The 12,298-nt window shown below is 37.5% G+C and carries 16 protein-coding genes and 1 pseudogene; 16 read left to right on the top strand and 1 reads right to left on the bottom strand.

Features of this window, described 5'->3' with window-relative positions; all coding sequences use genetic code 11:
- Positions 1 to 33: 33 nt before the first annotated feature.
- From A5880_RS11825 to A5880_RS11850, 6 genes are read left to right on the top strand one after another with little or no spacing between them, the layout of a single operon-like run.
- Positions 34 to 1,365, top strand: a complete 1,332-nt coding sequence (locus tag A5880_RS11825; RefSeq protein WP_086329239.1) for an AAA family ATPase — start codon at positions 34 to 36, stop codon at positions 1,363 to 1,365.
- Positions 1,365 to 2,408, top strand: coding sequence for an ATP-binding protein (locus tag A5880_RS11830; RefSeq protein WP_086329240.1), 1,044 nt, complete (start codon positions 1,365 to 1,367; stop codon positions 2,406 to 2,408). The genes A5880_RS11825 and A5880_RS11830 overlap by 1 nt, the downstream gene beginning before the upstream one ends.
- A gap of 12 nt (positions 2,409 to 2,420) precedes the next feature.
- Positions 2,421 to 2,984 carry a hypothetical protein gene (locus A5880_RS11835; RefSeq protein ID WP_086329241.1) on the top strand — a complete coding sequence of 188 codons (564 nt, stop codon included), beginning with the start codon at positions 2,421 to 2,423 and terminating at the stop codon, positions 2,982 to 2,984.
- A 15-nt stretch (positions 2,985 to 2,999) separates the two neighbouring features.
- Positions 3,000 to 3,440, top strand: a complete 441-nt coding sequence (locus tag A5880_RS11840; protein WP_086329242.1) for a replication terminator protein — start codon at positions 3,000 to 3,002, stop codon at positions 3,438 to 3,440.
- A 4-nt stretch (positions 3,441 to 3,444) separates the two neighbouring features.
- Positions 3,445 to 4,212: a hypothetical protein gene (locus tag A5880_RS11845; RefSeq protein WP_086329243.1), complete on the top strand. Its 768-nt coding sequence runs from the start codon at positions 3,445 to 3,447 to the stop codon at positions 4,210 to 4,212.
- 48 nt (positions 4,213 to 4,260) lie between these two features.
- Positions 4,261 to 4,425, top strand: coding sequence for a hypothetical protein (locus A5880_RS11850; RefSeq protein ID WP_179190335.1), 165 nt, complete (start codon positions 4,261 to 4,263; stop codon positions 4,423 to 4,425).
- A gap of 1 nt (position 4,426) precedes the next feature.
- On the opposite strand, the gene A5880_RS11855 is transcribed toward A5880_RS11850, so the two are convergent.
- Complete coding sequence (locus tag A5880_RS11855) at positions 4,427 to 5,107, bottom strand: DUF4145 domain-containing protein (RefSeq protein ID WP_086329244.1); 681 nt, start codon at positions 5,105 to 5,107, stop codon at positions 4,427 to 4,429.
- Positions 5,108 to 5,159: 52 nt separating this feature from the next.
- On the opposite strand from A5880_RS11855, the gene A5880_RS11860 reads away from it, so the two are divergent.
- The 10 genes and pseudogenes from A5880_RS11860 (at position 5,160) to A5880_RS11905 (ending at position 12,277) form a co-directional block, all read left to right on the top strand.
- On the top strand, positions 5,160 to 6,740 hold the full coding sequence (locus tag A5880_RS11860; RefSeq protein ID WP_086329245.1) for a DEAD/DEAH box helicase: 1,581 nt from the start codon (positions 5,160 to 5,162) through the stop codon (positions 6,738 to 6,740).
- Position 6,741: 1 nt separating this feature from the next.
- A complete protein-coding gene (locus tag A5880_RS11865; protein WP_086329246.1) occupies positions 6,742 to 7,002 on the top strand; it encodes a hypothetical protein in 261 nt (86 codons plus the stop codon).
- Between the two features lie 5 nt (positions 7,003 to 7,007).
- The gene (locus A5880_RS11870) at positions 7,008 to 9,242 is read left to right on the top strand and encodes an AAA family ATPase (RefSeq protein ID WP_086329247.1); all 2,235 of its coding nucleotides are present in this window, start codon (positions 7,008 to 7,010) and stop codon (positions 9,240 to 9,242) included.
- Between the two features lie 240 nt (positions 9,243 to 9,482).
- Positions 9,483 to 9,776: a hypothetical protein gene (locus A5880_RS11875; protein ID WP_086329248.1), complete on the top strand. Its 294-nt coding sequence runs from the start codon at positions 9,483 to 9,485 to the stop codon at positions 9,774 to 9,776.
- Positions 9,773 to 10,036: pseudogene (locus tag A5880_RS11880) on the top strand (hypothetical protein); the annotation flags it as partial. The gene A5880_RS11875 and the pseudogene A5880_RS11880, both read left to right, overlap by 4 nt.
- A 79-nt stretch (positions 10,037 to 10,115) precedes the next feature.
- Complete coding sequence (locus tag A5880_RS11885; protein ID WP_086329249.1) at positions 10,116 to 10,508, top strand: RusA family crossover junction endodeoxyribonuclease; 393 nt, start codon at positions 10,116 to 10,118, stop codon at positions 10,506 to 10,508.
- Complete coding sequence (locus A5880_RS11890; RefSeq protein WP_086329250.1) at positions 10,509 to 10,730, top strand: hypothetical protein; 222 nt, start codon at positions 10,509 to 10,511, stop codon at positions 10,728 to 10,730.
- Between the two features lie 4 nt (positions 10,731 to 10,734).
- Complete coding sequence (locus tag A5880_RS11895; protein ID WP_086329251.1) at positions 10,735 to 11,226, top strand: hypothetical protein; 492 nt, start codon at positions 10,735 to 10,737, stop codon at positions 11,224 to 11,226.
- 135 nt (positions 11,227 to 11,361) lie between these two features.
- A complete protein-coding gene (locus A5880_RS11900; RefSeq protein WP_086329252.1) occupies positions 11,362 to 11,652 on the top strand; it encodes a hypothetical protein in 291 nt (96 codons plus the stop codon).
- Between the two features lie 112 nt (positions 11,653 to 11,764).
- Positions 11,765 to 12,277 (top strand): hypothetical protein, encoded by a 513-nt coding sequence (locus A5880_RS11905; protein ID WP_086329253.1) that lies wholly within the window; start codon positions 11,765 to 11,767, stop codon positions 12,275 to 12,277.
- Positions 12,278 to 12,298 lie beyond the last annotated feature (21 nt).

Raw genomic sequence — 12,298 nt, forward strand, 5'->3', positions numbered from 1 at the left:
AATTATAACAAGAAAGAGAAGTGAAATATACACATGTGTTCGGTAAAAATAAATAAATTAGAAATCGAAAATGTAAAACGAGTAAAAGCTGTAATAGTTGAACCCACTCAGAACGGTTTGACAGTGATAGGCGGTCCTAATAGTCAAGGGAAAACAAGTATTTTAGATTCTATTGCATGGGCATTGGGTGGTGATCGTTACAAACCAAGCAAAGCGCATCGTGAAGGCTCAGTGACACCACCGAATATTCACATCGTCATGAGTAATGGATTGATCGTTGAACGTAAAGGCAAAAATAGTACGTTGAAAGTAATTGATCCGAACGGCGAAAAAGCTGGTCAACAATTGCTTAATGGATTTGTAGAAGAGTTGGCCATCGATTTACCAAAGTTTATTGATTCATCTAACAAAGAAAAGGCGAATACTCTTCTTCAAATTATTGGTGTAGGACCTCAACTCATGCAGCTTGAACGAGAAGAGAATGAGATTTACAATCAACGTCACACAATTGGACAGATTGCCGATCAGAAAGAGAAGTTCGCTAAAGAGCAACCCTTTTATCCTGACGCACCGAAAGAGCTTGTATCGGCATCTGTGTTGATTCAGCAGCAACAAGAAATTCTAGCTCGTAATGGTGAGAATCAGCAAAAAAGAATGATGTTGACGCAGCTCGAAGATAAATTCAAACAGGAAGAAGTTAACATCGATATTTTAGATAGGCAAATCAATGATCTGCAAATCAAATTGTCCGAAGCAAAAAATCAGCATGAACAGACACGAAGTGATTTAGCTACTGCAGAAAAAACAACGGCTGTTTTACAAGATGAATCAACAGAAGAGTTAGAACGTAATCTGCAGGACATCGAAACTATCAATGCTAAAGTTCGTACCAACTTGGATAAAGACAAAGCCGAAGAGGATGCTAATATTCAGCGCCAAGAATATCAAAAATTGACATCTAAATTAGAAGATGTTCGCAAGAAGAAAACGGATCTATTGAACAATGCTGATTTACCATTACCTGAATTATCGGTTGAGGATGGCGATCTCATCTATAAAGGTCAAAAGTGGGACAACATGAGCGGAGCTGAACAGCTTAGAGTTTCAACTGCGATTGTTCGCAAACTTAAACCAGATTGTGGTTTCATTTTGATCGATAAGTTAGAACAAATGGATTTAGCAACATTAGAAGAGTTTGGTAAATGGTTGGAACAGGAAGGACTACAAGCTATCGCCACCAGAGTTTCAACTGGTGATGAATGCTCGATAATTATCGAGGATGGTTATGTAACTGGTGACGAGGTTTCACCAGTTAAAGATATTATTCCGCCAGCACCTAAATCATGGGAAGGAGCAGCATTTTAATGAATATTACAAGTGGTAAAGTACCAAAAGCACAAAAAATTGTTTTGTATGGCGTTGAAGGAATTGGTAAATCAACGTTTGCTAGTCAATTTCCAGATCCGTTGTTTATTGACACGGAGGATTCAACGCTGCACATGAATGTAAAACGTTTTGACAAGCCAACGAGTTGGACAATGCTTCTGCAACAAGTAACATACGTCAAAGCTAATAAGCCTTGCCAAACATTAGTGATCGATACGATGGATTGGGCAGAAGAAATCTGCAAACGCCATTTAATGGATTCTAACGGGTGGTCAGCGATTGATTCAGAAGGGTACGGCAAAAAGTTTGTAGCTTTAGCAAAAGAAATGGGTAGCCTTTTGAATTTATTAAGTGATGTAGTAGATGTTGGGGTCAATGTTGTTGTCACAGCTCACGCAATGCTACGGAAAAAAGAAGAGCCTGACGAAATGGGGGCATACGATCGATATGAGTTGAAGCTCGAGAAGAAGACAGCTCCCTTAGTTAAGGAATGGGCCGATGCTGTGTTATTTGCCAACTATAAGACAACGATTATCACAGATAGCAAGACGGATAGTAAAAAGGCTACAGGCGGTCAACGAATGATGTATACAACTCACCGTCCGGCTTGGGATGCTAAAAACAGAATGGGACTGGCTGGCGAATTGCCTTTTGATTACTCTCAGATTGCACAGGCATTAATGCAAGTAACTATTCCACAAGGACATCCAGTTCAACAAGAGCCAGACCCACAGTTTGACGTAGCTTCTGCAGCGCAAAGTATACCTGATGAAAATGTTCCTATTTCAAATGTTTCACTAGAACGAGATTTATCTATACCTGAAAGCATTCCGAAATCTGTCGCTGATCTTATGGCTGCTAATCAAGTAAAAGTCGATGAGATTATGCAAATTATTTATCAAGGCGGTTTTATGCCAGCCGATACACCATTAGATAATATTCCAGCCGATCTTTGGGGTTACTTATCAAGTAACTGGAGTAAGGCAATGGATTTATTAAATACAAAAATCAGAAATTTCTAGGAGGAATATTGAATGAACAACAACGAAAATGAGTTTTTAGACTGGAATGGTGGTTTTGTGGCCGAAGAGAATTCGTTCACACTTTTACCAGCAGGAGAGTATCAATTTACAGTAACAAACATGGAACGCAAAATCTATGACGGAACTAGTGACAAAATTCCAAATGGCGCACCGTACGCAGAAGTATCTTTGGAAGTAGCAGGAGCAGCAGGGAAAACTGTAGTCAGAGAACGTTTATACATGATGAAGAAATTCCAATGGAAACTAACAGAATTCTTTTCAGCTATTGGACAAGCACCAGTTATTGGGCAACCCTTCAATCCGAACTGGTCAACAATTATCGGTAGTACTGGACGTGCAAAATTAGAAATCAATAGCTACAAGAGCCAAGGGGAAGATCGCCAGAACAATCGAATCAAAGAATTTTTGAAGCCCACAGCACAAACAGGAGCTCCGCAACAAAATTTCAATCAGGGTGGTCAACAAAATGTTAATCAACCAGCACCACAACAAAACTTCAATCAATCGAACCAACCGCCACAACAAAATACTGGATATAACCAAGGTGCATTTTAGAGAGGAGAAAGCTAAATGTCTAAAGAAATTGAATTAAATTTATCAGCAATGGCAAATGGAGCCATTCAGGAAAAACTGGATGGGGAATTAGAAAAATTATTTAACAATATTCATGACCCGAATACTAAAGCGAAAGATAAACGAGCAATCACCATCAAACTTGAATTTGCGCCAGATGACAACCGTCAAGTTATTGTCCTAAATAGTAGCTTCTCAACGAAGTTAGCGCCAGTTCGTGATTTTGATACTACTATCTTAACGGGTAAGGATTTAAGCAGCGGAAAGGTTGCTGCTCGTGAATTACAATCTGAGGCACCAGGTCAGACTTTTATTGATCCAGTCGATGGCAAACAAAAAACGGATGTCGGTGAACCTATTGACGTTATTGAAAAAGAAGAAGCAGCCAAAGAATCTCAACAGCAACAGATTATAAACTTACAAGAGAAAAGAGGATAAACAAATGACAATGACAAAAGAAGCAATTCAATATTTGATGGAACAAGGAATTAGACCTGACGATCGTTTAGTTAATTTTGATAGTGGCACTCGATGGATGGTTATTAACAACGATGGGGATGCTAGAGAAATTCAACCTAAAGTTTATCTAGCTGATCCCCTTGAAATCAATACTCTTTCAGGATTCGTGAATTATATTAAAGCGAATATTGAACGTATCAATAATAAATTGATTGTACAAATTAAAAATGAACAAACAGTTCACTTGAAAGGAATCATTGAAGAAGATGGTAGTCGTGAATGTTTAGCTACAGCTAGTGCGATTATTCCTAGGTTTCACTTTGACAACTTCTATGATATGGAAGAATTCAACATCGCATTACAATCAAAGTTTGTTAGTTTGACTACAGAAAAGGATGTTCCGGATGATCGTTCATTATTGTTACAAGTTGTCGGGAATGTAGCTGAAAAAAATGTCAAACAGGCAAGTGATGACGGTGTTAGCCAAGCAATTACTATTAATCAAGGCGTGGCAACACAAGCAAATGTGCAGATTCCTAATCCTGTTTTATTAGCACCATACAGAACATTTTTAGAAGTAGAACAGCCAGCTAGTCAGTTTGTGTTCCGTATGAAAGATGGTCCGCGTGCTGCGATCTTTGAAGCTGACGGTGGGGCATGGAGAAATCAGGCGATCGTAAATATTCGAGAGTTTTTACTTGAAGCGTTAGAAGAAGAAATTAAATCAGAACGAATCACTATAATTGCTTAATTTTAGGGCGGGGAAACCCGCCTTTTATTAAAGGTAGGAGGAAGATAAATGAAACCAGAATTAAAAATGAAAACACCCCAACTTGTTGAAATAGTTGAGGTGGTCCATGTAGAAGCTACACGAGGCGATGGAACAGAAGAAAATCCAGTTAGGATTGTTCATCAATACTGGAGTAAAGATGGCGTATTACTAGCTGAAAAAGATAGTTACTGATTTATTGCTTGCGTGTTTCTTGTTTCTTAAGATTAATATTTTTAATCTTAGTTAGCATCGATTTTCTGTCATGTCTTTTTATATACCATTCTTCAAATAAATACTCAATAAACAATATTAGTTGATTGGCTTCATCAGGTTCAATATCTACTATTAAATTTATGTCTCTTTCAGGATGGGCACCAATGTTACCTAATTGTCGTAATGCATGTAGAACTTCTTTAGTTTCAGAATCAACTTTGTTGTCTATAGCTTTAATCTCGTTTAGCAAAGTATCTTTTCGAACATTCCAAAAGTCTCTAATCATACCTTGGAGGCAACGTCTTGACAATGTGGCGGAAGATTTTGGACTTAGATCGACAATTTTACAAGCTTCTTCGTAATCTTCAATTATAGAAACGGGTATGTAATCGGGTAGTTGTTTAGCATTATTATCAGGGTATAAGTTCCATTTTTCCCCAACGAACTGAGAGCCTGTTCCAAGCGCTTTTACGGAGATTTTTTCACAACTAGGACAATAACGAAAAAATACCTCTATCGAATCTACAGGCTCATAAGTTGTACCATTTCCTACATGTATAGCGTCTGTTTTTAAATATGAATAAACAGTGCTGGATCTAGCTGTGTCTTCAACAATAGGAACACTTGCAGAACAAAATGGACAAATAAAATTACTTTCCAATTGTATCACCTCATTTTTTCTTACATTATATCAATAAAGAAAGGAGAAATCCATGAAATTAAGACCGTACCAAGATGAATCAAAAGTAGCCGTTCAAAACGAATGGAGCGAAGGAAAGAAAAAAACGTTATTAGTATTACCTACTGGATGCGGTAAAACGATTGTATTCAGTAAAATCATTGAGGATCGTGTGCGTTTAGGTGAACGTGGTCTTGTTTTAGCCCATCGTGGTGAACTATTGGATCAAGCCTCTGATAAGCTGGAAAAGGCAACAGGGTTAAAGACGGCAAAAGAGAAGGCAGAACAAACCAGTATAGGTAGCTTTTTCCGGGTAGTAGTTGGATCAGTACAAACGATGTATCAAGAGAAACGTCTGAGCCAATTTCCACCAGATTACTTTGATTTCATTGTAGTAGATGAAGCACATCATTGTATATCGGATGGTTACCAGCGTGTATTGAAACACTTTGAATCAGCTAATGTGTTAGGAGTGACAGCCACGCCAGATCGTGGAGATATGCGGAATTTGGGTAGCTACTTTGAATCGTTAGCTTACGAATATACATTACCTAAAGCAATTAAAGAAGGATACTTAGCACCGATCAAGGCGGTAACTGTTCCGCTCAAATTAGATTTATCAGGAGTTGGCCAACAAACAGGGGATTTCAAAACGAAGGATTTGGGCACAGTTCTTGATCCTTATCTGGATTCGATTGCTGATGAAATGCTGCAATACTGCAAAGATCGTAAAACAGTTATTTTTCTACCACTAGTAAAGACTAGCCAAAAATTCACAGAAATTTTGAATCGAAAAGGATTCAAAGCGGCAGAAGTAAACGGGGAAAGTAAAGATCGTGCTGAAGTATTAGAAGACTTTGACAGTGGAAAATACAACGTTCTTTGTAATTCTATGTTGCTTACTGAAGGTTGGGACTGTCCGAGTGTCGATTGTGTCATCGTTTTACGTCCGACGAAGGTACGTAGTTTATACAGTCAAATGGTTGGTCGTGGTACTCGTTTATTCCCAGGGAAAGAAGAACTATTATTACTGGACTTTCTTTGGCACACTGAACGCCATGAATTATGTCATCCAGCACATTTGATTGCTGAGAATGAAGAAGTAGCCAAAAAGATGACTGAGAACATTGAAGAAGCTGGTTGTCCTATTGATTTAGAAGAAGCGGAAGCAAAGGCTGCAGATGATGTTATCGCTCAACGTGAGGAAGCTTTAGCCAAACAACTTGCTGAAATGAAGAAACGCAAACGCAAATTAGTTGATCCTCTGCAATTTGAAATGAGTATTCAAGCAGAAGACTTATCAAGCTATGTACCTTCATTCGGTTGGGAAATGGGACCACCAACAGACAAACAAGTTTCAGCATTAGAAAAAATGGGTATCATGCCAGATGAAATTGATAATGCAGGAAAAGCTACTAAATTATTAGAGCGATTAGACAAACGTCGCCAAGAAGGTTTGGCTACACCTAAACAAATACGCTTCTTAGAACAACGAGGATTTCAACATGTCGGAAAATGGCAGTTTGACGGTGCTAGAAAATTAATAGATCGAATCGCCGGCAATGGTTGGAGAATTCCTCAGGGAATTGATCCAGCTACCTACGAGGGACACTAAGATGGTTAAAGTGACGTACGACGTAAAATTATACTCGGATAACATGCCGTTGTACCATAATGGGTTCAGATATTGTGGTAGATATTCCGGAGGTGAAACCTTTAAAAGGCTATCAGAGGCAGAAGAATATGCAAAAAATATCACTAATAAATATACGTGGTTATTAGGTGGCTATTCTCACATAGTCAAACTAACTTATTTAGGTTTTTATGAAGGTTACAAAAAGGAACTTGTTAAAGAAATAGAGTACAAAGGAGAATGACCCAGATGCAAAGAACACTTGATCTAACTGAACTACTAAACTACATTGATCCAGCAAGTCTGGATTATCAAGAATGGGTCAATGTGGGTATGGCTTTAAAACAAGAAGGTTACACTGCAGAAGACTGGGACGAATGGAGCCACAACGACAACAGATATCATCCTGGCGAATGTTTAAAGAAATGGGAAACATTTAAAGGTACTGGATTACCAGTAACTGGAGCTACAATCACACAACTAGCGAAAGAAAATGGATGGCAAAGCTCCTACTCTGATGACGATTCTTTTCTTGATTGGAATGATAGTTTCATCGCTACTGATGTAGATAAGGGCTATAAACTAGTAAAAACTGATTGGGTCATGGGAAAAGAAATTCAAGAACCAAAACATTGGAATCCATCCCAAGAGATTATCGATTACTTAGAAGCTGTTTTTTCTCCTGGGGATATTATCAGTTATGTAAATGATGGCTATCTGCATAAAAATGGTGATATTGAAAAATGGCTTCCTAAGTCTGGGGTATATACAAAAACGGCTGGTGATCTCATTGAAGGGTTAAGAAAGTACAACGGAGACATCGGTGCAGTCATGGGAGATCCTAATCCAGCATGTGGTGCTTGGGTTCGTTTCAATCCACTTGATGGCGAAGGAATCAAAAATACTAATGTAGTTGATTTCAGATATGCTCTAGTTGAATCAGACAGCATGAAAATTGAGCAGCAGCATGAAATCCTTAGAGAACTTGAGTTGCCAATTGTCGCACTGACTTATTCAGGAGGAAAAAGCCTTCACGCAATCGTGAAAGTTGATGCCGTTAATTACCCACAGTATCAAGAACGAGTTGATTACTTATACAAGATAGTAGAAAAAAACGGTCTTAGAGTAGATAAACAGAACAAGAATCCTTCTAGACTAACAAGATTACCAGGATTTATCAGAGGCGATAAAAAGCAATTCCTCATTGCAAAAAATATAGGTAAAGGTTCATGGGAAGAATGGCAAGAATATATCGAAGACATGAACGATAACTTGCCAGATCCCGAAAGTCTAGCTGATATCTTTGATACTGAAATTGAGCTAGCTCCTGAATTAATCAAAGGCGTTCTGCGTCAAGGTCATAAAATGTTAATTGCTGGACCTAGTAAGGCCGGTAAGTCGTTTCTGTTGATGCAGTTGGTTATTGCAATCGCTGAAGGTACTAACTGGATGGGATTCCCATGTACTCAAGGTAAAGTTCTATACGTGAATCTGGAGCTTGACGCCAATTCAGCCAAAAATAGAATTGTTGAGATTTATAATCGTTTAGGCAATGGTCATGAGAATGTAGCTAATATTGATATTTGGAATTTACGTGGTAAAACAAGTCCGATGGACAAGTTAGCTCCTAAATTAATCAGACGTGCTCAAAAAGCTGGGTACATTGCAGTAGTGATCGATCCAATTTATAAAGTATTGACGGGTGACGAAAACAGCGCTCATGAAATGGCCAACTTTACGAATCAATTTGACAAGATAGCAACAGAACTTGGTTGTGCGGTTATCTATTGTCATCACCACAGCAAAGGATCACAAGGTGGCAAAAATTCAATGGATCGTTCTAGTGGTTCCGGAGTATTCGCCAGAGATCCAGATGCAATCCTCGATTTAATTGAGTTACCAGTCACGGAAGATCGATACATGGTTTTAGAGAATCAGGCAATTTGTGACACATATTCCAGAGCAATCAAGTTCTATAATCCTTCCTATGATGAAATAGGCCTTGACGATCAACTCAGCAAGAAGCAAATGAGCCATCACTTAATGACAGCCATTCAAGCACAACCAACGCTAGCGATCATAGAACAGGAACGTCAAAAAGCGGTTGAAGCGGCTAGACAATGTAGTGCTTGGCGATTAAATGGTACGTTGCGTGAGTTTCCGAGATTCAAGACGGTAAATGCTTGGTTCAAGTTTCCAGTTCATATTCTGGATGATTCGTTGCAGGATGTGCAAATTGAGGAAAACGCAAATGATAAGTGGAAAAAAGGCGTACAAAAATCAAACGAAAGTCGTTCGGAAAAAAGCAACAGAGAACTTGAGGAAGCATTTAATATTCTCAGCCCTAATGGTGAAGCGATCGGAGTTAATGAAGTAGCTGATTATTTAGATATAAAAAGAAATAGCGTTTATACCAGAGTAAAAAAACATGGGAAATTTGAAATCAACAGTGGTGAAATGACAAGGATCGAAAATGATAAATAAAAATTGTCGGTGTCTAGGCTAGTCCTATCTAAATAGCTTATTAACGTTGTCGGCTAAAAAGAAAAGACACCGACAGACAACCTCAAAAACCTTGTCACACCGCTGTCCGCCATCCTTGTCTACTCTCTCGAAAGAGAGAAGAGTAGACAAAAGGATAAGACGAGACAATTTTTTGAGACGACAGAAAAAAATAAAGACGGCATATAACAGAATAAAATAACAAGAAATGAGGTTAAAGGAATGAAAGCTTACGAAGTGAAAAAGATGATGAGTGATTATTCAGCTAATGCAACACTAAAAGAAATTTTTGAAGATTGTGGAAGACCCTATAAATGCCCTCAATGTAAAGGTTCAGGGTTTTATCAGAAAAAAATAAGAGTTCCCTATCCAAGTGGGCTTCCTGATTCTGGGTGGGTGCCCGATACGATTGAATATAAGAGAACTGAGTGTGAATTATGCGATGGTCATGGCTGGGCTACTAAAGAATATAAACCTAAAATGGTTCAAGAAGGATGGGAGGATATAGAAAAATGAGATATAGAAAAAAACCAGTGGTAATTGAAGCTGTGAGATTTAATAAGACAAAATGGTTAGATGAAATATCACAAGCAAAAAAGAGCGAGTCATTCCCTAGGGTGTTATTGAGTATTATATCTGGTTTTAGTCCTGTCATTGAAACACTTGAAGGTGATATGAAAGTTAATGACGGTGACTATATCATCAAAGGAGTACAAGGTGAGTTTTACCCGTGCAAGCCAGATATTTTCCTTGCTACCTACGAGAAAGTGGAAGAGGAAAAAAACACAGGATATTTTACACATGGTGGTACTTGGGTGGAAAATATTCCCGATGATGAAAGATGGGGGAATGAACTTGATTGAATTTTTTCTACACATGGTGCCCCCAGAAACAACCCATCAACAAAAGAAAGTTCATGTTGTCAATAATAAGCCAGTGTTTTATGAGCCAGATGATCTAAAGGCTGCACGATCTAAATTGATGACACATCTAGCCAAGCATGTTCCAGATGAACGAATGGGCGGACCAGTAAGAATGACCATAAAGTGGTGTTTTCCAATTGTTGGTGATCATACCAATGGTGAGTACAAATATACAAAACCTGATCTGGACAACAGCAATAAGTTGATTCAGGATTGTTTAACGAAATTAAATTTCTGGAAAGATGATTCCTATGTGGTCAGTTTGATTGCTGAAAAGTTCTGGTCGGACATTCCAGGTATTTATATCAGAATAGAGGCGATTTAAGTGAATTGGTCAGACGTTTTTATAGATATTCAAAAATGGATGGATGCATCAAACATTATTAGAGTACAGCATCCGATCACCACCGATGAATACTGGGATTGGTTAGTTCAAACGCTTGGTTACTTAGGCAATAAATATGATAACCATCCTGTGGTGTTGGGGTTTCTAACAGTGTTGATTGGCGTTCAAGAAGAAAACTACAAACAATTAGCCGGGAGGTAAAATGATGGAAGAACAGATTCAAATAGTGGAGCTTAGTGAAAAAACTATGGATCAAATAGCTAAAAAACTTCACAAATTAAATTTAGCAGAAAAAAAGAAAATTAGAGATAATGCATATCACAATACTAAAATGCTGCTGACTAATTATCATGTTTTAAAAGCGCATTGTGATGTCGTCAATGAACAATTGATTGAAGAGGTAGGTAGTATTTGGAGTGATGATAGATTTGAATTGAGTAGTCTTTTAGAACATAAAGCTAAAACTGCAAAATTGATGATTCATGTAGATCGCTCACTTGAAAAATTTAAAGAACTTGATCCTGCTGGTTACGATATATTAAAAATGAAATATCTGAATAAACTAAGAGTTAGTGATATGGAAATAGCCGTAGAGTATGGCGTTGATAGAAGTGTAATTAGCAAAAGATTTGATAAACATATTAAAAAATTATCAATAATTTTATTTGGTATGGAAGTGATTGTATCTGAAATGTAATGCACATTTCATGCCCCCTTGGTGCACATTTTCCATGTTATTATGATAGCGTGAAATAAGTAGGTTATAAAGACTCCTTTTATTCTATATTTTTGGTATAATTAAAGTATCATAATGAAAGGAGGGGTGACTATTATGTTATCAGGTGGAGCGAAATTCAAATGCAGTAACAGAGAATGTTCAGAAATAATCGAATTAAATTCAAACGACTTTGATTTTCAGAATACATGGACTGATGAAGATCGTGGTATGGGTTCAGAAGAAGGGTATGAAGGTGAAGCACAAGTAGTATGCCCTAATTGTAATGAAGAATATGAAGTGTCCTATGAATATACTGAATATCCAATAGGAGCACCAAATTTTGAAGAAGGTCCCAAATTCAACAAAAATGTGGATATTTTAGAAAACACTTTAACAATTTTTTAACAAATAATATTAGTTACTAGTCATCGCTTATGTGGTGGCTTTTTATATTTTAACCTTTCATTTAACGTTTCTTTATGATAGAATTAATTTTCATAAAGAAAGGAGTGTTTTTTTGTTTAAGAAAAGTTTAGTGTTTGCAAGTTGTTTGGTAGCTGTAGGGATGTTTGGGGTTGCTAATGCAGCAGAAGCAGAAGAACAAATCCCAGATGCGTTAAATTACTCTATTACGCGTGCATTGCCGCTTATACAGGAAGCGGAGCTAAAAACTGGAGAATTTGTAGAGTTTAATGTTGGTGGATTTTCTAGCCAACAATTAGCTTCGAAATTTAAAGTTAAATTTAAAATCGATTCTTGCGAACCAGAAGCGATAGTTGTTGATAGATTCGGTCTATATGACAACGTTCACAATCGATATAATTCTTTCATGGAATATGGCACAAATGGAACTATTGATTTTACAGTACAACATAATTTTCCAGGATCAGCAAACTATGTTGGGAAAGAAAGAATTAGAGTCATGAATGCATCGGTAACAACACTAAAAATAAAAGTAGGATTAACTTCAGGGGTTCACGTGAAATCTCAGGAAGTCATTGACTACAGCGATATTGATTTTAATTTATAAAACAAACAAGGAGACAGCTCA

It is taken from the genome of Enterococcus sp. 4G2_DIV0659 (genome assembly GCF_002140715.2).
Lineage (GTDB): Bacteria > Bacillota > Bacilli > Lactobacillales > Enterococcaceae > Enterococcus_L > Enterococcus_L mansonii.